At 32.9% G+C, this 21,620-nt stretch carries 21 protein-coding genes; 12 read left to right on the top strand and 9 right to left on the bottom strand.

Annotated elements, in window-relative coordinates:
• Positions 1–102 precede the first annotated feature (102 nt).
• Complete coding sequence (locus AAFN75_RS11760; protein WP_411806499.1) at positions 103–1,245, top strand: fibrinogen-like YCDxxxxGGGW domain-containing protein; 1,143 nt, start codon at positions 103–105, stop codon at positions 1,243–1,245.
• An 11-nt stretch (positions 1,246–1,256) separates the two neighbouring features.
• Here the strand turns inward: AAFN75_RS11760 and recQ are convergent, their stop codons facing one another.
• The 3 genes from recQ to AAFN75_RS11745 all read right to left on the bottom strand — a co-directional run bounded on the left by recQ (position 1,257) and on the right by AAFN75_RS11745 (position 4,959).
• Positions 1,257–3,401 carry a DNA helicase RecQ gene (recQ, locus tag AAFN75_RS11755; protein WP_411806498.1) on the bottom strand — a complete coding sequence of 715 codons (2,145 nt, stop codon included), beginning with the start codon at positions 3,399–3,401 and terminating at the stop codon, positions 1,257–1,259.
• A gap of 40 nt (positions 3,402–3,441) precedes the next feature.
• Complete coding sequence (locus AAFN75_RS11750) at positions 3,442–4,239, bottom strand: lysophospholipid acyltransferase family protein (RefSeq protein WP_144116848.1); 798 nt, start codon at positions 4,237–4,239, stop codon at positions 3,442–3,444.
• Positions 4,240–4,317: 78 nt separating this feature from the next.
• Positions 4,318–4,959 (bottom strand): NUDIX hydrolase, encoded by a 642-nt coding sequence (locus AAFN75_RS11745; RefSeq protein WP_411806497.1) that lies wholly within the window; start codon positions 4,957–4,959, stop codon positions 4,318–4,320.
• Between the two features lie 5 nt (positions 4,960–4,964).
• Between AAFN75_RS11745 and AAFN75_RS11740 the strand changes: the two genes are divergently transcribed.
• On the top strand, positions 4,965–5,669 hold the full coding sequence (locus AAFN75_RS11740) for a peptidylprolyl isomerase (RefSeq protein ID WP_411806496.1): 705 nt from the start codon (positions 4,965–4,967) through the stop codon (positions 5,667–5,669).
• Between the two features lie 73 nt (positions 5,670–5,742).
• Here the strand turns inward: AAFN75_RS11740 and AAFN75_RS11735 are convergent, their stop codons facing one another.
• Together AAFN75_RS11735 and AAFN75_RS11730 are read right to left on the bottom strand one after the other, a co-directional pair.
• Complete coding sequence (locus tag AAFN75_RS11735; protein ID WP_411806495.1) at positions 5,743–6,345, bottom strand: trimeric intracellular cation channel family protein; 603 nt, start codon at positions 6,343–6,345, stop codon at positions 5,743–5,745.
• A 257-nt stretch (positions 6,346–6,602) separates the two neighbouring features.
• Positions 6,603–7,322, bottom strand: coding sequence for an RDD family protein (locus tag AAFN75_RS11730; protein ID WP_411806494.1), 720 nt, complete (start codon positions 7,320–7,322; stop codon positions 6,603–6,605).
• A 24-nt stretch (positions 7,323–7,346) separates the two neighbouring features.
• On the opposite strand from AAFN75_RS11730, the gene AAFN75_RS11725 reads away from it, so the two are divergent.
• The 6 genes from AAFN75_RS11725 to AAFN75_RS11700 all read left to right on the top strand — a co-directional run bounded on the left by AAFN75_RS11725 (position 7,347) and on the right by AAFN75_RS11700 (position 13,352).
• A complete protein-coding gene (locus AAFN75_RS11725; protein WP_411806493.1) occupies positions 7,347–8,336 on the top strand; it encodes a stage II sporulation protein M in 990 nt (329 codons plus the stop codon).
• A 20-nt stretch (positions 8,337–8,356) separates the two neighbouring features.
• Complete coding sequence (locus AAFN75_RS11720; RefSeq protein WP_411806492.1) at positions 8,357–9,058, top strand: hypothetical protein; 702 nt, start codon at positions 8,357–8,359, stop codon at positions 9,056–9,058.
• Positions 9,058–10,263 (top strand): DUF4350 domain-containing protein, encoded by a 1,206-nt coding sequence (locus AAFN75_RS11715; protein WP_411806491.1) that lies wholly within the window; start codon positions 9,058–9,060, stop codon positions 10,261–10,263. Before AAFN75_RS11720 ends, AAFN75_RS11715 begins: the two co-directional genes overlap by 1 nt.
• A 2-nt stretch (positions 10,264–10,265) precedes the next feature.
• Positions 10,266–11,336, top strand: a complete 1,071-nt coding sequence (locus AAFN75_RS11710; RefSeq protein ID WP_411806490.1) for an AAA family ATPase — start codon at positions 10,266–10,268, stop codon at positions 11,334–11,336.
• Between the two features lie 71 nt (positions 11,337–11,407).
• Positions 11,408–12,739 (top strand): DUF58 domain-containing protein, encoded by a 1,332-nt coding sequence (locus AAFN75_RS11705; protein ID WP_411806489.1) that lies wholly within the window; start codon positions 11,408–11,410, stop codon positions 12,737–12,739.
• 223 nt (positions 12,740–12,962) lie between these two features.
• Positions 12,963–13,352, top strand: a complete 390-nt coding sequence (locus AAFN75_RS11700; protein ID WP_411806488.1) for a hypothetical protein — start codon at positions 12,963–12,965, stop codon at positions 13,350–13,352.
• A 75-nt stretch (positions 13,353–13,427) separates the two neighbouring features.
• On the opposite strand, the gene AAFN75_RS11695 is transcribed toward AAFN75_RS11700, so the two are convergent.
• A complete protein-coding gene (locus tag AAFN75_RS11695) occupies positions 13,428–14,231 on the bottom strand; it encodes an alpha/beta hydrolase family protein (protein ID WP_411806487.1) in 804 nt (267 codons plus the stop codon).
• 324 nt (positions 14,232–14,555) lie between these two features.
• Here AAFN75_RS11695 and AAFN75_RS11690 point away from each other — a divergent pair, with 324 nt between their 5' ends.
• Positions 14,556–14,978, top strand: a complete 423-nt coding sequence (locus AAFN75_RS11690; RefSeq protein ID WP_411806486.1) for a DUF2141 domain-containing protein — start codon at positions 14,556–14,558, stop codon at positions 14,976–14,978.
• A gap of 101 nt (positions 14,979–15,079) precedes the next feature.
• Here the strand turns inward: AAFN75_RS11690 and AAFN75_RS11685 are convergent, their stop codons facing one another.
• The 3 genes from AAFN75_RS11685 to AAFN75_RS11675 all read right to left on the bottom strand — a co-directional run bounded on the left by AAFN75_RS11685 (position 15,080) and on the right by AAFN75_RS11675 (position 18,375).
• Positions 15,080–15,520, bottom strand: coding sequence for a RagB/SusD family nutrient uptake outer membrane protein (locus tag AAFN75_RS11685; RefSeq protein ID WP_411809281.1), 441 nt, complete (start codon positions 15,518–15,520; stop codon positions 15,080–15,082).
• Positions 15,521–15,825: 305 nt separating this feature from the next.
• Positions 15,826–17,061: an OmpP1/FadL family transporter gene (locus AAFN75_RS11680; RefSeq protein ID WP_411806485.1), complete on the bottom strand. Its 1,236-nt coding sequence runs from the start codon at positions 17,059–17,061 to the stop codon at positions 15,826–15,828.
• A 12-nt stretch (positions 17,062–17,073) separates the two neighbouring features.
• Positions 17,074–18,375 (bottom strand): DUF4270 family protein, encoded by a 1,302-nt coding sequence (locus tag AAFN75_RS11675; RefSeq protein WP_411806484.1) that lies wholly within the window; start codon positions 18,373–18,375, stop codon positions 17,074–17,076.
• A gap of 304 nt (positions 18,376–18,679) precedes the next feature.
• On the opposite strand from AAFN75_RS11675, the gene AAFN75_RS11670 reads away from it, so the two are divergent.
• From AAFN75_RS11670 to AAFN75_RS11660, 3 genes are all read left to right on the top strand, one after another.
• A complete protein-coding gene (locus AAFN75_RS11670) occupies positions 18,680–19,666 on the top strand; it encodes a Kelch repeat-containing protein (protein ID WP_411806483.1) in 987 nt (328 codons plus the stop codon).
• Between the two features lie 441 nt (positions 19,667–20,107).
• Positions 20,108–20,881, top strand: a complete 774-nt coding sequence (locus tag AAFN75_RS11665) for a sensor histidine kinase (protein WP_411806482.1) — start codon at positions 20,108–20,110, stop codon at positions 20,879–20,881.
• Positions 20,878–21,591 (top strand): LytR/AlgR family response regulator transcription factor, encoded by a 714-nt coding sequence (locus AAFN75_RS11660; protein WP_411806481.1) that lies wholly within the window; start codon positions 20,878–20,880, stop codon positions 21,589–21,591. The genes AAFN75_RS11665 and AAFN75_RS11660 overlap by 4 nt, the downstream gene beginning before the upstream one ends.
• The last annotated feature ends 29 nt before the right edge of the window (positions 21,592–21,620 follow it).

Genomic DNA, 21,620 nt, shown 5'->3' with positions numbered 1-21,620 from the left:
ACTAGAAAAAACAAATTAAGGAAACCGCTTTAATTTATTTCATTATTAGTTGCCTATCTTTGTAAAAACATATAATCAGTATTTTTTCAGTTCTCCCTCAGTATGAAAAAAAATATTTTATTAGTATGCATACTATTACTTAGTATGCACTCTATCTCTTGTCAAGTAGGTATTGGAACCACCAATCCGGACCCCTCATCCATCCTAGATGTAGAATCTGTTACACAAGGTTTTTTACCTCCTAGAATGACTACAGGCCAAATTAACGCTATAGCAAATCCTGCGGAAGGTTTATTTATTTATAATTTAGATGAAAGTTGTTTTAAATTCTATAATGGATCGTCGTGGTCTGGATGCTTAACAGAAGCTGCAACAAATTCTTTAGATTGTAGTTCTCCAACGGCCACAGGAGCGTTTGCCAGCGGCACCAACTTAAACAGCACTTATACCATAACTATTGATGTTCTTGTAAATGTTATAGAAACTTATACTATAAGTACAAATACAGTAAACGGATACAGTTTTTCTGCCTCTGGAGCATTTAGTAATATAGGCTTAAACAGAATAACATTAACAGGCTCTGGAACACCCATTCTAGAACAAACAGATACGTTTACAATTACTTTTGCAGGTAAAAATGATACTTGTAACATTGACATTACTGTAACAACTGTTTTATCAAATTGTTTGGAGTATTTAAACGCTGGTTTTACAACAGATGGGGTTTATACCATAGATCCAGACGGAAATGGCTCCAACCCTGCTTATGATTGTTATTGCGATATGACTAACGATGGCGGAGGATGGACCCTCGTATTTAACCATAATACAGTAGGCGGTTATTGGACTAATGATGCTGAAGCTAATGAGTTTAATGTAGCAACACCAAACATAACCACTAATAAATATTCTATTTTAACTAAACTAGATGAATTAAAAAATAATACACCATACGAATTTAGGCTTCACTATCCTGGTTTGGGAATTACCAATCATTGGACTCAAACTTTTGATCCTAGAAGTGGGGCTTCACCAACTAGACCAGTAACAGGATATGTGGCAATAAATATTGATGCATCGGGGAGCTTTTGGGGTGGTCTAGAATTATCCTTAGGAAACACGTATTTAGACGGCTCTGTTAATAGCCCTAATTGGTGGTACTCCTTAGGAAGTATAAACCCATATAGCGGAGGCATTCCAGGGCCAAGTACAGTGGCTAATAATGTTCAACTTTTTGTTAGATAAAAGTGTAGAACCTAGACCTTTTCAATAACACTTAAGGCTAATCTAATTTTAAAATAATCTAAGTCTTCATTAAAGTACTCAAAATAAGGCCTCAATGCTTTGGGACTATCTAATTTATCTTTAGCCTTTTTAACGGCTTCAACTTCACTTTTAGAAACAAAATCGAAAATATTTATAGCCTTACCGGAACTATACAATTTAGCAATATGTGAGTAAACAGTTGTTGTAGCAATTTTTCGCTCTGATGAAATCTCTTCAATGGAACGCCCTAGTTTGTATAAATCGTAAGTTATCAATGTGGTATCTCTCTTTTTAGGCTTCTTAATTTTAGATCCTAAAAAACGGGTAATTTCTGCTATAAACTCATCGCCGTAAACCTCTAATTTTCGTTGCCCTACTCCACTAATATTTAAAAAATCGGCATCACTTAACGGACGTTCACGTTCTATTTCTTTTAATGTAGCATCACTAAACACTAAATAAGCAGGTATATCTTCTTCTTGAGCAATTTTATAACGCAATAATCGTAAGCGTTCAAACAAACTATCATCACTCTTTTTCTGTCTTAACTTAGGCTTAGCCAGTTTTGTTCTCGTTTTCTTGCCTTTTTTGGCCGTTGCTTTAAGTTCTGGAATTTCAACAGGTTTTGTTAAGGCCACTTTGGCTCCATCAAATAACACATTTTTTGAAAACTGGGTTAACTGTAAGGCATTGTGCTTATGAAATGCTATTTCGCAAAACCCTTGATTTATAAGTTGAATGATTAAATGTTGCCAATGTTTCCATGAAATTTCTTTACCAATACCGAAGGTTCTAATATTTTGATACCCTTTTTCTATTACAGCAGCATTTTGCGAACCACGAAGCACATCGATAATCATACCCATAGCTTCTTTTTCCTTTAAACGATAGATGGCCGAAAGGATTTTTTGAGCAATTATAGTCCCATCAAAAAACTGTGGTGGATTATTACAAACATCGCAATTGCCACAATTTTCGGCTAATAATTCGCCAAAGTAACTTAAAAGAATTTTACGTCTGCATGTTGTGGCTTCTGCAAACTGTTTCATACGGTCTAACTTAGCGATCTGAACGTCTTCGTTGGCAGCGCCACTAGCAAAATTTCGCAATTGAATAACATCGGCATAGCTATGAAACAATAAGGCATGAGCTTTTAGCCCATCTCTACCTCCACGACCTATTTCTTGATAGTAACCTTCTATATTTTTAGGCATATTATAATGCACTACCCAACGCACATTCGATTTATCAATACCCATCCCAAAAGCTACGGTAGCACATACAATTTGAGTTTTATCGTAAACAAAAGACTCTTGTATTTTACTACGTTTATCAAAATTTAATCCCGCATGATAAGCTTCCGCAGGAATTTTATTAGTTTTTAATTTTTTAGCTAATTGCTCGGTTGTTTTTCGACTTAAACAATATATAATTCCCGATTGATTAGGCCTACTTTTAATAAACTTGACAATTTGCGCAATTCTATCGTTTGCTCCCCGTACTTCTAAAGCTATATTTTGCCTATCGAAAGATGATATAAATTGCTGCGCATGCTCAATACGAAGTTGTTTTTTAATATCATCTCGTGTTGCCTTATCGGCAGTAGCTGTTAATGCTATAAATGGTGTATTAGGAAGTGTAGATTTTAAAAAACCTAATTGCTGATATGATGGTCTAAAATCATGCCCCCATGATGATATACAGTGCGCCTCATCAATAGCCACACAACTTACATACGTTTCATTTAAAATATTTTGAAGACCTGCAAGACTTTCTGGAGCGACATAAAGTAATTTTAAATCGGCATTAATAACCCTGTCTATAATTTGTGATTGCTCTTCTGAAGATTGACTACTATTAAAAAAAGATGCAGCAATACCATTGGCTAGTAAGCCATCTACTTGATCTTTCATTAAAGCTATTAAAGGAGAAATAACAATAGTTACCCCTTTAAACATGAGCGCCGGAAGCTGGAAACATATGGACTTACCACCTCCTGTTGGCATAATAACCAAACAATCTTCTTTATTTAAAACCGACTCAACAATATGTTGCTGATTTAACCTAAAACTATCGTAGCCAAAATAAGTTTTTAGATTATTAAATAACTGAGTATTAATTGCTGCTTTGGGCATGAAGGCATCCTGAAGTAAAAAACATTAACAATTTAATGTTTTACCACTCTCTTTTTTTATTTAATTCATCTAGCGCTTCCAATTCTTTCTTTGAAATAACCTTTAAAAATGAAGGATGTTGTTCTATAGCGTATTCTATTTTTTTCACAATATCATCAAAAGATTCATTCTCATAGTCAATGTCTAAAGGCTTCTTTATTTCAAAAGATTGTAGGATGTTTTTCTTTTTAATTCGCAACCCTTTTTTATCAAAAGACCTTCTAAAACCATCAATTACTATAGGAACTACAATAGGTTTGTATTTTTTAATAATATGAGCAGTACCTTTTCTTACTGGCTTAAAAGGGGTTGTTGTACCTTGCGGAAAGGTTATTACCCAGCCATCATCAAGCGCTTTACCAATACTTGATATATCACTCATTTTAACTTGGCGCTTTACATCCTTACCTTCAGATCGCCATGTACGCTCAATACTAATAGACCCCATATAAGCCAAAATTTTAGGTAATAATCCCGCTTTCATGGTCTCTTTAGCCGCAACGTAATAGATATTTAATTTAGGGTTCCAGATGTAACCTAAGTTTTTAATTGAATCTGTACGACCACTTAAACTCGCGTTAAACACATGAAACATAGCAACCACATCGGCAAAATAAGTCTGGTGATTAGAAATAAACAAAACGTTAGTATCTGGTAAATCTTTTATGATTTCAGACCCTTCAATTTGCAACTCATTAAACCCTCTAAAACGCCTATGCGTTAAAGCTCCAAAAAGTCTAATTAGCCATTTTTTTAAAAACAATATATGTCCGAATGGATTTTTTTTAAATAATCCCATAAATCTTGCTTCAGGTTTTGTTAGTAAGTTACTTAATTTATATAATATTCCGATTGCAAATGTAATAAAACTACCATACTACAAAAGTTGTTTTAGCAAGTCTTTAATTTCACTAAGCATCATTGCGGTTGCTCCCCAAACTATATAATCATTTAATTTAAATGCAGGCACCTCTACTTCAACACTATAAGAGGTCTTTACTTTTTTTAAAATTAGTGAACGCTCATCTAAAAAATGTTCTAAATCTACCTCTATAACGGCCTCAACTTCGTCATCTTGCTTAATAAACTGTGGTGTATTTTCTGTAATTCCAATAAAAGGCTGCACATAAAAATTACTTGGAGGAATATAAACTTGAGATATTTTTTTTACTATTTGAACGGTTTCGGTTTGCACACCAACTTCCTCGAAAGTTTCCCTTAAAGCAGTATCCTGCAGTGTAGCGTCTTGGTTTTCTAATTTACCACCAGGAAATGCTATTTGTGCAGAATGTACGCCTTTATAAGTATTTCTTAATATTAAAACGAACTTAGTATTTTCAAATTTATCTGGATAAAACAATGCCAACACGCCGGCTTGTTTAGCCTTTTTAATTGCTTTTTCCTGTTCTTTTAATAACTCTTGCCTAAACTCTGGTACCATTTTAAAGTGAGAAGCTTCGGCTGGTAGCGGTATATTTTTTATTTTTGAAACTGATTTTAAAAATTCTTCAAACTTCATAGTCTATGCGCGCCGTATTATTTTTCTGTTTTTTTGCTATTTTTCTGAATTGTGAAGATAAACAAACTAAAAAGAAAAATACACCTAAAACCGAGGTTGAAAAACCAATTAAAAAAGATGTTGAAGAAGATTCTAATGAAGAACCAGAACGCGAGTTTCCTAGGCTAAACTCTAGAAGCGCTATGGAATTCTTTTTGGAATACGACAAACACCACAAAGAAAACAAAGTACGGCTAACAACAGATTTTGGAGAAATTGATATTCTCTTGTACAACGAAACCAAGTTTCATCGCTCTAACTTTATTTGGCTAACAAAACAAGGCTATTTTAATGACACACAGTTTTATCGTGTTATTGATAATTTTATGATACAAGGCGGAAATAGCGATGATATAAAAACGGCTAGGAAACGTGGCTATATTGGAAAATACCTGCTACCTCCAGACACTAAACGTGGTTTTAAACACGACCGTGGCGTTATTTCTATGCCGAGTAGCGATATTAGAAATCCGCATAAACTAGCCTCGCCTTACGAGTTTTTTATTGTATGCCAAAAAGGGGGCGCTCACTTTTTAGACGGCGATTACACTATTTTTGGCCACGTTACACGTGGTATGGATGTGGTTGATAAAATTGCAGCTGTTGAAACCGACGATGGAGATTGGCCAGCACAAAACATTTATATTAAGAAAGTAGAAATTATTGATTGAGGGAATAGCGGAGACGGAAGCAAAAAAAACCTGATTTAATAATTCTCCTTAGGCTATTTCCAATAAATCACATTTAACCCGAATAAATTCTAGGCAATGCTATTTTAAATTTAACTGCCAACAATCTTGTTACAATAACCACAATTCCTGCAATTACAAAAACATAATTGTACTGTATTGGAAATTCACGCAAAATAAAATAAGTAACACCACCCAAAATACAGGCTGTGGCATAAATTTCCTTTCTAAAAATTACGGGTATTTCATTACAAAGTATATCGCGAATTACACCTCCAAAACTAGCTGTCATGGTACCTAAAGCAATACAAATTATAGGGTGCAACTCTGCGTTAAGACCTTTTTCTATACCCACAACAGTGTATAACCCTATGCCAATAGTATCAAATAAAAACAGCGAGGTCCTTAAATAATTAATCTTGCTTCTTAACAAAATTGCAAACACCGAAGATCCTAAAATAACATAAGTATATGTAATGTCTTGCATCCAACCAACGGGTGTATTTCCAATTAGCAAATCGCGCAATGTACCACCTCCTACTGCCGTAACAAAGGCAATAATAAGAATACCAAATAAGTCCATACGCTTATTAATAGCTATTAACACGCCCGAAATAGCAAAAGCTATTGTTCCTAAAATATCTATGGTGTAAAACATTTCTTTGAATTGGATGTAAAATTTTATTTCTTCTTAAAAATATTAATTATAGTTACTGTTTGCGTTAGGGATTGAGGCATTTATTGAAGCTCTTTTTGTGTTGTTGCACATATGCAACACAAAAAAGCGACTGCCGAAAGCCCGACCCTTGGGTAACGCCCTAAAAATGAATTTAGTTTTCTTATTATTAGATCCGGAGACTATGCTCAGGATGAGTGATTCGCACACTTTTTTAAAAATAAAAAGTGGCTCACTAACTACATACTCTGAGTATAAAAATTATAATCCTTTAAAATAACATCGATAAACTCAACGTCATTGCTCTGGATTACTGTTTTTATACCAACTACTTCTATAATTTTTTGACGTAACTTAATTAGCGTTTGATAATCGCGAGCAACTCGGGCCACCTGAAAGGTTTCTTTTATTATTCGAGCGTCGTTATCGGACAATTTAATAACGTTAGGGTACGTAGGCTTGTAATTATCTTTTAAATTTTCGAGAATAGTATGACTAATATTCACATTGTTTTTTAATGCTATTACGGCTGTTCCGGCAGCCATATCTCCAATACGTTGCCCCTTTTTATTAAATAGCATAACAAAAAAACCGAGTCCGAAAATATAAACATCCACAATTCTAAAAAACCAACGCACCACGTAATCTGAAAATGAGGCTTGATACCCATCTATTTTTACAACTCTTATTTTTAATAAGCGCTTGCCAATGGTTTGGCCTTGTAAAACGGATTCTAATACCAAAGTGTACAGCATTACAGGAAAACTAAGCATGGTATTTATGGCTATTTGCGACCATTGATCCATATTATCGAAGGCTCCGAAAGTCCAATTTAAAACTAACATATAGCCAATTTTAATAGCCATATCTATAATAAAAGCCAATAAACGCTCGCCAGCTCCTGCGGCATTGAACGTTATTTTTACATTTTGAGTCGTGTTAATTTGTAACTCTGACATTTTATATTTTAATTTATCAAATATATGAGAGAAGTTGCATTTATCAAGCAAAATAAGGAAAAATGGTTGAGTTTCGAAAAAGCAATCGTTAATAATGATTTTGACAATCCCGATGAATTGGCTTCGCAATACATTCATGTTATTAACGATTTGGCTTACGCACAAACCTACTACCCTAAAAGTAAGGTTATTGCGTATTTAAATCAGCTATCGGCAAACGCTTACCAGAAAATTTACAAAACAAAAAGTACAGATACCAATCGAATTATTGAGTTTTGGAAAACCGAGGTGCCTTTACTTTGCTACCAATACCGAAAAATTATTTACATCGCTTTTATTATTTTTTCGGCATTTACCTTTATTGGAGCTATTTCGGCTGCTAACGATGGGGAATTTGTGCGCTCCGTTTTGGGCGACAACTATGTAAATATGTCGTTAGAAAATATTGAAGCCGGCGATCCTGTAGCGGTTTATAAAAGTGGAAGCAATTGGGGCAGCTTTATTGGCATAACCATAAACAATTTAAGAGTTGGCATTATCGCCTTTGTTTTAGGCGTATTTTTGGGCATTGGCACACTTTATATTATGTTTAAGAACTGTATTATGTTAGGCTCTTTCCAATATTTCTTTTACGATAAAGGTGTGCTTTGGGAAAGTGTTCGAGGTATATGGATACATGGCGCCATGGAAATTTTTGCTATAGTAATTGAGTGTGCAGCGGGTTTAATTTTAGGAGCAAGCATTTTGTTTCCGGCAACACATTCTAGATACACTTCTTTTAAACTGGGTGCCAAAACTGGTATTAAAATTTTAATTAGCACCTTTCCTTTTACTTTTGCTGCTGGTTTTTTAGAGGGGTTTATTACCCGATACTCTAACATTATGCCGCATTGGCTATCGGTTGCTATTATTTTAATTACGCTTAGTATTATTAGTTATTACTATTTAATTTATCCGTTTAAAATACAAAAACAAATTACTAAAACCCCAAATTTAAGTCTGTCTCATATTTGAAAACAAAATACCTACATATCTTGATTTTACTATGTCTTTCAACTTGTGTTTTTCAGGTATCGTTTGGATTAAACCATACGCAAACTCCAGAACATATTAGAACTTTTGATGACGACTTTAAATCCCGTTACAACAGCAGCAAATATAATTACGAAGGTGACGAAGTGGTCTCGAAAACACCAACGGGCTCTGGTGAGTACGAAGATTTTAAAAACGGCGAAGTAAAAAGAGAAGAACAAAATAACACAGATGCTTTTAGCTTAAATCTGGGGCCGCTTTCTTGGTTGTTTTACTTAGCGATTGCGCTTGCTGTAATATTTTTAGTTTATATTTTACTTAACGAAGGAGGTACAGGTTTATTTACATCAAACCGAAATAAAGTCATTAATACATACAGCGAAATAACAGCCGAAAATATTGAAAATGCCGATATTAACACCTTAATTAAAAATGCTGAAAACGATAAGGATTACCGACTAGCTATTCGATATTATTACCTATTGGTTTTAAAAACACTAAGCCTAAAAAACCATATAAAATTTGAAGACGATAAAACCAACAACGAATATTTAAACGAGGTAAGCAATCAACCCTTTAGTAAAGATTTTGAGTACACCTCGTATTTGTATAATTACATTTGGTATGGCGAATTCCCGCTAAACCTAGACAAATACAATAAGGCTAAAGGGAATTTTTCTAACTTTTTAAAACAGGTAAATTAATGAAAAAGATACTGCCTGTTATACTTATTATCGTGTTGCTAGTTATTACAGCATCGGTTGTTATTGGTGTAAAACGCACCAAAGTGGTGGATTGGGAAGAGTCTTTCGATGAAAAAAGCAACAAACCTTATGGTGTTAGCGTACTTTACAAAGAGCTTCCTAAACTATTTAAAGATTATAAATTAAGAACCGTTTACCACCAACCATCGAGTTACTTAAGTGCCAATTCTGAAGATGGCTATGGCGAACATGTTGCCCAAGGAAACTATATTATTATTGGAAATTCTGATTATTTAGAAGACGACTCTATTGATGAGTTACTAAATTTTGTTGATGCCGGTAACACCCTATTTCTTTCGGACTATTACTTTCCTCAAAAACTTCACGACACACTTGATGTAAGCGTTAAATACATTGATAATGAAACCGATAGTATTTCAGTTTTATCATTAAAACATTTAAACATACCAGAAATAACGCTCAATAGAAATGTAAGCGACCAATATTTTTCTGATTTCGATTCTATAAATCACTCCGTGTTAGGATACTCTAAAATAGATTACAAGCACCCTAACTTTTTACAGGTGCCCTTTGGAGATGGCACTATTTATTTGCATTTAGAGCCTAAAATATTTACAAATTATCATCTTTTAAAAGAAGACCGCTACCAATATATTGAAGGCGCATTGTCGTATTTACAAGATAACGATGTGTATTTTGACTCGTATACCAAAATACAAACAGGTTACGATGGCGATGTTGAGCAGGAATCTAATCTGGGTTGGTTTTTAGAGCAATTATCCTTTAGATGGGCATGGTTTACGGCTATCGTATTTGGTATATTGTTTATGATTTTTAACGCGAAACGTAGGCAACGTATTATTAAGATAGTTAAACCGTTGCAAAACACAACGGTAGCCTTTGTTAAAACGGTATCCAATTTATACTTTGACACTAAAGACCATAAAAATTTAATCGATAAAAAAATAACGTACTTTTTAGAAAAAATTCGTCACGATTTAAATTTAAACACCGATGTTTTAGACGAGCAATTCACCGAAAAACTAGCTGCTAAAACCGGAAAAAAATTAGACGACATAAAAAAGCTAGTAAACTATATTAATTTAATGCGAGCTAAAAATGAGTTTTTTGAAGAAAATTTAATAAAACTCAACAGACATATTGAAGCATTTTACACCAAATAATTATGGACGAGAATAACGAACAACTAGAACCACAAAATACACCAATTCAGCCGGAAGATGCATTATTAGCTATTGATAGTAGTGCGTTGAACACAAATGAAGATTTAACATTTAAAAACCGCTTAGATTTATCGGAACTTCAAGAAAGTGTTGAAAAAATAAAGCTAGAGGTTGGCAAAATTATAGTTGGCCAAAAGGATATGGTAGATATGCTTATTGCATCGCTACTAGCCAAAGGACACGCCCTTATTGAAGGGGTTCCTGGTGTTGCAAAAACGGTGACAGCCAAATTATTAGCAAAGTCTTTAAGCGTTGGCTTTAGTAGAATACAATTTACGCCCGATTTAATGCCGAGTGATATTTTAGGAACTTCGGTTTTTAATCTTAAAGATTCGGAATTCGAATTTAAAAAAGGTCCTATTTTCTCTAACATGATTCTTATTGATGAAATTAATAGAGCACCTGCAAAAACTCAAGCCGCCTTATTTGAGGTTATGGAAGAGCAACAAATTACTATTGATGGTAATAAGTTTAATTTAGATTCGCCTTTTATGGTTTTAGCAACACAAAACCCTATAGAACAAGAAGGTACTTATAGATTACCAGAAGCTCAGCTAGATCGATTTTTATTTAAAATAGATGTTGACTATCCTAATTTAGAAGAGGAAATTGAAATTCTATCGCGCGAGCATGCCTTAAGAGATGGCGTTAAAACCGATAAAATAGAATCCTTTTTAACGGCTAAGCAAATAACAGAATATCAAAATTTAGTAACTCAAGTTTTAGTTGAAACACATTTACTAAAATACATTGCTCAACTGATTGTAGCCACACGAAGCAATCAGTTTTTGTATTTAGGTGCTTCTCCAAGAGCATCCATAGCCATTTTAAAATCGAGTAAAGCATTTGCAGCCATGAGCGGCAGAGATTTTGTTACACCCGAGGATATTAAACGTGCAGCTATACCTGTTTTACATCATAGAGTTATTGTAACTCCAGAGCGCGAAATGGAAGGCGTTTCTAGCAAACAAATTATTAAGCAAATTATTGAAACGGTTGAGATACCACGTTAATAGTGTTCAGTCGCAGTCACAGTTTGCAGTCTTACTCAAACGTAACAACTAACAACTAACAACTAACAAATTTGAAACTTTTCAAACCCTTCTACATACAACCGCGTTTCTTCTATGCTGGCATTGCCATTGTAGTTTTGTTTGCATTAAGTTATTTTATTCCTGTTTTATTTAATGTTGCCCAACTATCTATTTTAGTTTTAATCTTACTTTTTATCATAGATTTTCTAATTGTTTTCATGGGTAAACATAAAATTGATGCCACAAGAAATCTGCCTGATAAATTTTCGAATGGCGATAAAAATCAGATTCATATTGATATTACTAACAATTACCCATTTACCATTTATCTGGAAGCTATAGATGAAGTGCCCGAGCAATTTCAAATAAGAGATTTTAAAATTAAAGAATCTGTAACTTCTCGTAAAACTAGAAGCATTCAGTATCATTTAAAACCAACCGAACGCGGCGAATATTATTTTGGCGATTTAAATGTTTATGCATCATCTGTTTTAAATTTAGTGGCTAAACGCTTCACTTTTAATAGCGGTGCCATGGTACCAACCTACCCAAGCTTTAAACAATTAAAAAAGTTTGAGCTTTTAAATATCAATAAAAACTCGTTAGAATATGGCTTAAAAAAAGTACGCCGACTTGGTCATTCCATGGAATTCGAGCAAATTAAAGATTACGTTTTAGGCGACGATTTACGCACCATTAACTGGAAAGCTACGGCCAAGAAAAACCAGCTAATGGTAAATCAGTTTCAAGACGAAAAATCGCAACCCGTTTATTCCATTATCGACAAAGGCCGTATTATGAAAATGCCTTTTAACGGCTTAAGTCTTCTAGATTATGCCATTAATGCGACCTTAGTAATGAGCAATGTGGTTTTAAAAAAGCATGATAAGGCTGGTATGTTGTCGTTCTCTAAACGTATTGAAAATGTTGTCGTTGCCGAAAGGCGTAGTTCGCAAATGCAACTCATACTAGAAGCGCTTTATAACGTAAAAACCGATTTTTTTGAAAGCGATTTTAGTCGTTTATACGCCAGCATAAAACGCCATATTACCCAACGTAGTCTTATTTTAATGTACACCAATTTTGAAACTTTAGATGGTTTAGAGCGTCAACTCCCCTATTTAAAAGCCATTTCAAAAAGTCATTTATTAGTGGTTGTGTTTTTTAAAAACACCGAACTTAATAACCTTATAAACAACAAAGCCGAAACTATCGAGCAAGTTTACGATAAGGTTATTGCCGAAAAATTTGCCTTCGAAAAACGCCTTATTGTAACCGAGTTAAAAAAATATGGTATTTATTCCATTTTAACCACGCCAGAAAATTTAACCATAGACACCATTAATAAATATTTAGAAATTAAGGCTCGTGGCTTATTATAAAATTTAATTTGAGCGTTACCACAAGGGTCGGGCTTTCCAATACAAGTCCTCGCTCCCCCGATGACAATCGGGAGCGCTGTGGGCTTTCCTTTTCAATCCCTAACGCACACATTAGCCAACCAACTGTTTTAGCATAGGCTTAAAGACATATTTACTTAGTTCTGTTAAAATTATTAATGCTATTTTTGAGGCTTCAAAACAATATTTTATTAAACCTTAGTTTATGCCATATCAAGAAACCTTTATTGAATTCTGGGAACAAGTAAAAGAAAGTTACCAAGAAGGTCGTTTTGCCAAATTAACCTTGGCTAAAACTATTGGTAAACCTAACTTAAAAAACATATTTGTTAGACCATTATCTTCCGATAAGGGCCTAAAAGTTTTAGTGAAATTACGTTACCAATCAAGAGAAACCGAAGATGAGGAAAGTGAACTTACGCTAGATGAGGCTTTCACTTTATTAAAACCCTACCTTAAAACTCATTTTTCGTCTGTACTTTTATTTACAACAACCAAAGATGTGACTTTAAAAATCAATAAAAAAGGCATAGGAAAAATTACCGAAAACGCACCTACATTCCAAAATGTAATTATTGCTGAAAGCGGTTTCTAACCATTCAAAACGTAATTTAAAGATTTTTTACCCTAAGGCTATATAGCTTTAAATAACATACGTTCACACCTCTTGTTATTCTTTATATCCTACATATTTCAATAAAAAATCTACAATTGGTTTAGGATCTTCCAAACTGTGTGGATGATGCCCAACACCTTCTTTTTTAATTAATTCAATATGTCCACCTGCTTCTTTATATTTTTCGGCTAATAACGCTGTGTTTTCTTTGTAAGGTACGGCTTCATCTATATCACCAAACACATGCAAAACAGGGACACCAGCTTTTGCAAGATGCACACTATTTTTAATTGGGATATTTTTAAACGTCTTAACCGAGATGGTATCTAAACTATAGGCATTTAAACAGGCTTTCCAAGCTTTAGCATTCCCTTTTCCTTTAAACATACCTCCTGGCCAGCTTTTTATATCGCAAACAGGAGCATCAGCATAAATACAGAAAACCTTATCTGTGTTTTGCGAAGCCCAATTATAAACTATTAATCCGCCACGGCTCATCCCCTCTAAAACAGTTTTTTCATTTAGGTTATACTCCGAAACACAAAATGCATAAAAATCATCCCACAAGTCTACTGCTTCTTGGTTTCCAAACAAATTTGCCACATCTACATAAACCAAGTGAAATCCTTTTTCTAATAATGCCTTGTCTACTTGCGGTTCTGTACCCCAAAATCTTGCTCTCCAAATCCAGAGATTGTCTTCGTGTTTTTTATTAGGAAATACAATTTTAGCCGCATGGCCTTGAAATGAAAACTCTTTCATTTCATATTCACTAAATATTTTATCGTTCTCACTTCGGAAAGATGACAACAGAATAAGAATTGAAAATAGGACTAAAATGGTTGTTAATTGTTTCATTCTTGTTTTTCTTAGTTTAAAAAATACTAATGCTTCCGCTAAAATGAATTCATTTTAACACTAAAACAGCTTCACATTTTGTGGCGATAATGATGAAAAACGAATGTACCTGAAAATTTTAATAAAGTCAAATTATCAATTAGAAAGACACCATTTTTTTTTGCAGTTAAGAAGTTGAATTAGTTGATTAATACAATAATACAGTCTTCAATTTTATAAAAAATGACAATTCATCATATAGAAATTACAGTTCGGTAACATCAATTATAAAAACCTCATCTCATGTTAGATATTTGGAGTGTAAAACAAATAAAACCATATATTATGAAAGCTTTAACTTTAATCATCGCATTAGTATTATCAGTAACTTTTAGTAACGCTCAAGAAAACAAAAACGGAAAAAGTATTACCGTAATAATTGAAAATATTAAAAACAATAACGGAACTATTATGTTATCGCTGCATAATGAAACTACCTTTATGAAAGGCCAAGGCATTCAAACTGTAGAAAGTAAAATAGTTGATGGTAAAGTAAAAGTAACTTTTAATAATGTAGAAGCGGGAACTTATGCTATTATGGCGTTACACGACGAAAACGAAAATAAAAGAATGGATTTTGAAGATACTGGAATGCCTAAAGAATCTTATGGTGTATCGAATAATGCGATGAGTTTTGGACCACCCACATATAGCAAAGCAAAATTTGAAATTAGCACTGAAGATTTAGAAATGAAAATCATACTCTAAGTTTAATTTTTACTTAATACATATAAAAAAAACAGCTATGAGTTTTTAAACTTATAGCTGTTTTTAATTAAAAATTGAATAATTACTATAATATCATAAAATTAATAACCTGGGTTTTGTAATAAGGCATCCACTAAATTAACTTGAGATGTTGGTAAAGGAAACAAATAATTATCTCTAGAAAAATTTCGAATTGATGACGGCTGAACAATTACAGCTCTTCTTTCTCCAATACCTGTTTCTGCTACCCCTTCTCCATAACCATAGGCCGATTCGTTGTATATATCAGAATTGTTTTCGTAAACCGTTCCTTCAACAACCGCTCCGAAAATAGTTTCACCTAACTCATCTTCGGCAATACCCCAACGTTTAAGATCGTTAAATCGAGTTGCTCCTTCTGCATATAATTCAATGGTACGCTCTCTTCTTATCTCGTTTAGCATATCTAAGTTGTTTGCAGCTACAAATGCATTGATTAAAGCTGGTAAACCTGCTCTATCCTTCACTAAATTGATAGACTCATTAAGTTGTCCGTCAGTAATGGCACCGTTTAATAGTTTTTTTAATTTATGTTTTTTTCTTACAAATCTCTATACCCAAATAAATTATAATCGATAATTAACACCTATAATCGAATTAAAAAAAAACGCAGTTTAAGAATGGGATTAAATTACAAATGACTAACCATTAAAGACTAAAACAAAATGTTACATTTAGTAACATAAATCTATTAAAAAAGCAGACCGATAAGCAAAAAAAAGTGACCCATTAACATCACTTTTAAGTGTGTTTTTTTTAATTGCATTTAAGTTATACCTGAATACAGTTAAAAATTAAAGCATAATTACTAATCGTACTTTCTTTTATTAAACCAGTTACCTATAAAGCTTAAGTTAAGCGTTATTTTATGAAAATTTTCTTGAACTAAACTATTACTTGTAGATCCTTCTCTACCATAAGAATATGATATATTTAGTTTAGAATGGTTAGACATAGGTAAACCTAAACCAACAGATGCAAAGTAACTATCAATTTTTTGGTTAGAGATATTTAAAAACCCTGTATTATAGTTTAAACCAAACCTATATTTAACCAAACTCCAATACTTATTTTTATCGGTTGGTAAATACTCTGCACCAAAAGCATAAATATCTTGGTTATTATAACTCTCGGTATTTTGAACCTGATTGGTATTATCCCAATATAGCTTGGTAAAATCGAAGCTTGTAGTTAACGAGCTGTTTAGCTTTGTTTTTAACCCTAAACCAAATGTTAACGGTAATTCGAAATCTTCTAGATCACTTTCAACATTTTCATCTATAAGCACTTTAGTTCCTCCTACCGATGTTTTATACGAATTGCTAACCTGATCGCCTCCTAAATTAGCAGGCAATTCTAGAATAGCACCTAATGTAATTTCTTTATTCGTGTTTTTAATAAGGTTATACTGCACCCCTGTTTTAAGTTTAAAACCGCGATAATAATTAACATCTGTAATGTTTACAAAGGAGTCGTAATACAAATTGGTTTCTTGGTTTATAGACCCGAAAAGATAAGATAAATCTACCCCAAAGGATAGCTTATTAAATACCTGAACACCACTAGACAGGTAAAACTTATTTAATCCACCAGAACCAGTTACTCTAGAAATATAAGTATCTGTTGAGCCTTCAATAGGGTTTTCGAAATCTATATCGTAGCCTACTTTAGTATATGGTAATAGCCCAAAACTCATTCCTACATTTTTGGTAATAGGAAACGCCATAACGGCATGCGACATATTAAAATCATAAGTAGTATCGCTTATATTATTGGTTTTTAGTATAGAATATACGCCATTTATACCAAACTCATATAAGAACGTTTTTTGCTGAATGTTACCTAAACTAGCAGGGTTTATTAAATTTATTTCTCCTGAATTGTTTTGAGAGATCCCTGTGTTTCCTAACCCTGTTAATCCTCCTGTAGCTGTTTTATTTTCTACTCCTAATCCAAATAACGAATATGGCGTACTCGTATCATTTTGAGAAAAACATGATGGTATAACAACTATTAATACTAGTAGTGTTTTTATTTTATACATTTAAAAGGCTATTTAATAATTTAAATAAGTTACGCTTAGCTTAATTTTGTCGTTGTTTTCATTAAGGTTATCAATTATTAATGCATCAACAACGCTATTATAGTCTTCAAATTGAATCATGATAGCATAATCCAAATCGAATTCAGAATTCCATATCATTTCAACAAAACCACTCATATCTATACTGTAATAAGTGTTTTCATCAAACTCATTATTTTCTTGATTTAAAACGGCATAACTTACATTGGAGTCTAAGTCGGTTAGTTGGCTAACTATTCTGTTTTGACCGTCAACAACATAAACCAAAAGCGATTCCTTTAATGGCTTTGATGCATCGTAACTTTCCTTAAGTGGTTTAAAAGTTAGTTCTGCATTTAGTGCTGCACTATCATTAGAGAGTGATTTTAAATCTTTTACTGTAGGCATTTCAATTCTTGCCGAAATACCTGTACCAGCTTGGGCAAATATTAATTGATTGGTATCATCACTAGATATTGTTGTACCTGTTGTAGAAAGACCGTTAATAGTTGTCGCATCTAAATTGGCCGAAATACTATTAAATTGCATGCCTGTATTTGGTATAAAGAAATCGATAACCTGGTTATTATCTTCACTACTATCGGCGTTATCTTCTGTATAGAAAATGCGCATTGAAGTGTTATCGTCTAAATCGGAATAGGATTTAAAATTAAAACCTAAAACATGGCTATTAGTTGTCTCGTCCGGTATAACCGTTAAGCCATAAAAATATTGAACAAAATCGTCGGTAGTATTAATTTCATTATCTCTAATTTTATTAAAAATGTCTTCACCTAAAGAAGTATCTAAAGAAATATAAATAGAATCTGTAGTACTATTAGGTCTTGGTGTAAAGGTTACTTCGCCTAAAGCTTCTTCATAATAATCAGGCATTGACGTATTTTTAAGTATTGAGGTATTGTAGTAATCACTACCTTCATAAGGCTCAAAATATTCCAATAACCTATGCACCTTATAGGTTTGTTCTTGCAATGTATCACCATAATAATACGTATCGTAGTTTAATACTAAGCCAATAGAATCATAAACCGCATTGGAACTTATTGAAAAATCGGAATTATAAACTTGAAAATAAGTTTGCGCTTTTAAGTCTCCAAAATAATCATCCTTTAAACTTCCTAATAACAAACGACTTGTTCCGGATGTTGCTAGTGAATCAATTTTATAAGTAGCAGCCTTAATTGAAAAAGTGTCTACTATTACAATATTTAAATCATTATCAATAAAATCGGTACCTACCGGATAGTTATTTACTTCCTCACTACAGGAAAACATAAATAACAAACTCAAACTACTAATTAAAAACAACCTCATTTCTCTTATTTAGAGTGCAAACCTATTTAGTAGTACAAGCTAATACACATCAAAATAGACTAATCGGGTTATTTTATAGATGAATATGTAAAAATTATGTTAAAATGTTAATATTCAGTTAATTAAATACTTTATAGATATAAATGCGCCCAACATAGACAAAAAACTAATGTTGGTCTATTTTGTGATGATTTAAAACCATGTAGCCTATAGATTTGCCACGTATTTAACGAAGAATTAATTATAAATATAAACAGTAACAATAATGAATGTATTAAAAAAGAGCAGCATTTTAGGTCTTGCAATCCTATCCGTTTTATTTGTTGGATGCAGTAGTGATGATGAGGATTCTGATGAGTATGGAAACTGGGTAGAAAGCTCATCGTTTGATGGAGATTCTAGAGGAAACGCTGTAAGCTTTACAATAGGCGACAAAGGCTATTTAGTAACAGGATATGATGGTGACGACTATTTATCTGATACTTGGGAGTACAATTCTGAAAGCGATTATTGGATACAAAAAGCAGATTTTCCTGGTATTGCGCGTAGCGGAGCTGTAGGTTTTACCATTGATGGTAAAGGTTATATAGGGACTGGATATGATGGTACCGATGAGTTAAAAGATTTTTGGGAGTACAACCCAGACTCCAACCAATGGACCCAAAAAGCAGATTTTGCTGGTACTGCAAGATATGGCGCCATAGGTTTCTCGATTAACGGTTACGGTTATATTGGTACAGGCTACGATGGTAGCGAGCAAAAAGATTTTTACAAATACGATGCTAGTACAGATTCCTGGGAACAAGTTGTTGGGTTTGGTGGTCAAAAACGCCAAAATGCATCGGTATTTGTTATTGATGATATTGCCTATATAGGTACAGGAATACATAATGGTAGTGTAGAATATGATTTTTATTCTTTTGATGGTACAACCTGGACCAGCTTAACCGATTTGGATGATGACGACGACGATGAGTACATAACATTTACAAGTAGCGTTGCTTTTTCATTAAACGGAAAAGGTTACTTAACCACAGGTATTAGCGGTTCTATTACAAATGTTTGTTGGGAATACTCTCCGCTAGCCGATACTTGGGAAGAAGTACCTGAATTTGAAGGCTCGTCTAGACAAGATGCCTCAGCTTTTTCTTTTGATACTAAAGCATTTGTTTTAATGGGAAGGAGTAGTAATTATTATTTTGATGATGTTTGGGAATTTAGACCAGACGAATTAGAAAACGAAGATGATTAATAGTAGGTTTGATTAATGTTGATAATAAGGTTAAACTAGACATACAATTTGTGTTATAAATTAACAGCCTGTTTAGCCTTATTTCTTTTATCAAAACAATAACACTTCTTAGCATTTTATTAAGAATAAAGCGCCTTAGTTTTGAACAAATATTTAATATTGAGTCAGTTTAAAAAGATACCTTCAACAGTTATTCATATTCTTATATGGATAATTTTTTTGGTTATAATGGGTAGCCAAATTTATTTTAAAATTGGTATCATCCCGAAAGACTTCTTAATACGATCTAGTCTTTTAATATCTGCCTTTTATCTAAATTATAGCCTACTAGTACCACATTTATTATTAAATAAAAAAACAACGCTTTTTTTTATTGTGCTATTTGCTTTTGGCCTGTTCTATATATATATAATAGAGACCATTTTACCAAAGCCAAATTTTGTGCCACCCAATAATTTTCATAGACCGGAAAACCCAAATTTAAGACCCAACCATCAATCGCCGTTTCTTATAAATTTTAGAGGCTTTTTTCCGTCTGGAGGTTTACTACTCTTAATTTTTGCACTAAGCACCAGTATAAAATTAGGTTTAGAATGGTTTAAATCTGAAAAAGAACGTGTTGAAATCGAGTCGCAAAAAGTAAACTCCGAGTTATCGTTTTTAAAAGCACAACTTAATCCGCATTTTCTATTCAACTCATTAAACAGTATTTATTCGTTAGCCCATAAACAATCAAAAAACACTGCAAATGCCATTGTTATTTTGGCAGATTTAATGCGTTATATGATTTATGAAGCCAATAAAGACTTAGTGCCTCTAGAAAAAGAAATCGATTATATAAGGAATTACATGTCGCTTCAATTACTTAGGTTAAAAGATTCTAGCAATGTAAAAATTAATATACATGGTAATTTAAACTTTAGTATCGAGCCCTTGCTATTAATTTCATTTATTGAAAACGCTTTTAAATACGGAACAGATTTTAAAGGCAATACTAATATTTTAATAAAAATCACTATTGAGGACGCCTTGTTAAAACTATATGTGCAGAATTCTGTATCGCACCAGCAGCAAAAAACAGAAAACTCTGGTGTTGGATTGCAAAATATTAAAAACAGACTAAATCTCCTCTACCCCAACCAACATACCATTGCTATTAAAAGTGAGCAAAACAGTTACGAAGTTAATTTAATTTTAAAACTAAAAAACCTATGATAAGCTGTATTATTATTGATGACGAACCACTCGCTTTAGAGTTATTAGAAGATTTTATTTCAAAAATATCCTTTTTAAAGTTAGTGGCTACATGCTCTAACGGGTTCGAGGCTACCAACATATTACATACACAAAAAATAGACTTAATATTTACAGATATTGAAATGCCTAATTTTTCGGGAATCGATATTATAAAATCTTTAGAGTATAAGCCACACTTTATTTTCACCACCGCTTATTCACATTATGCCGTTGAAGGTTTTAACTTAAACGCTATAGATTATTTAGTAAAACCAATACCCTTTCATCGATTTTTAAAAGCAGCAACAAGAGCATTAAATATAATAACCGAAAAAGTAGAACCAGCAACCACCATAATTGAAAAACCAAGTAACGAACCGGAATATATTTTTGTAAAATCGGAATACGAAAACATAAAGATTAATGTTAACGAAATAAAATATGTTGAGGGTTTAAAGGATTATATTAAAATACATACAGCAAACAAAAAACCTATTTTAACTTTAAACAGCCTTAAAAATTTTGAAGAAAAATTGGGGTTATCCAATTTTATTCGGGTTCATAAATCGTACATAGTATCCATAAGCCACATTCACTCGGTACAACGTAATCGCATTATTATAGACGAAAAATGGATACCAATAGGCTTTAGTTACAAAAACGACTTTATCAAAAAAATTAATTGTTAGTGCTACCAATCCCTTTAACTTTTTACAAC

The organism is Algibacter sp. AS12 (assembly GCF_046736315.1).
GTDB classification, from domain to species: domain Bacteria; phylum Bacteroidota; class Bacteroidia; order Flavobacteriales; family Flavobacteriaceae; genus Algibacter_B; species Algibacter_B amylolyticus.
Note: the sequence above shows the minus strand (reverse complement) of the source record. Positions and strands in the feature narration are given on the sequence as shown.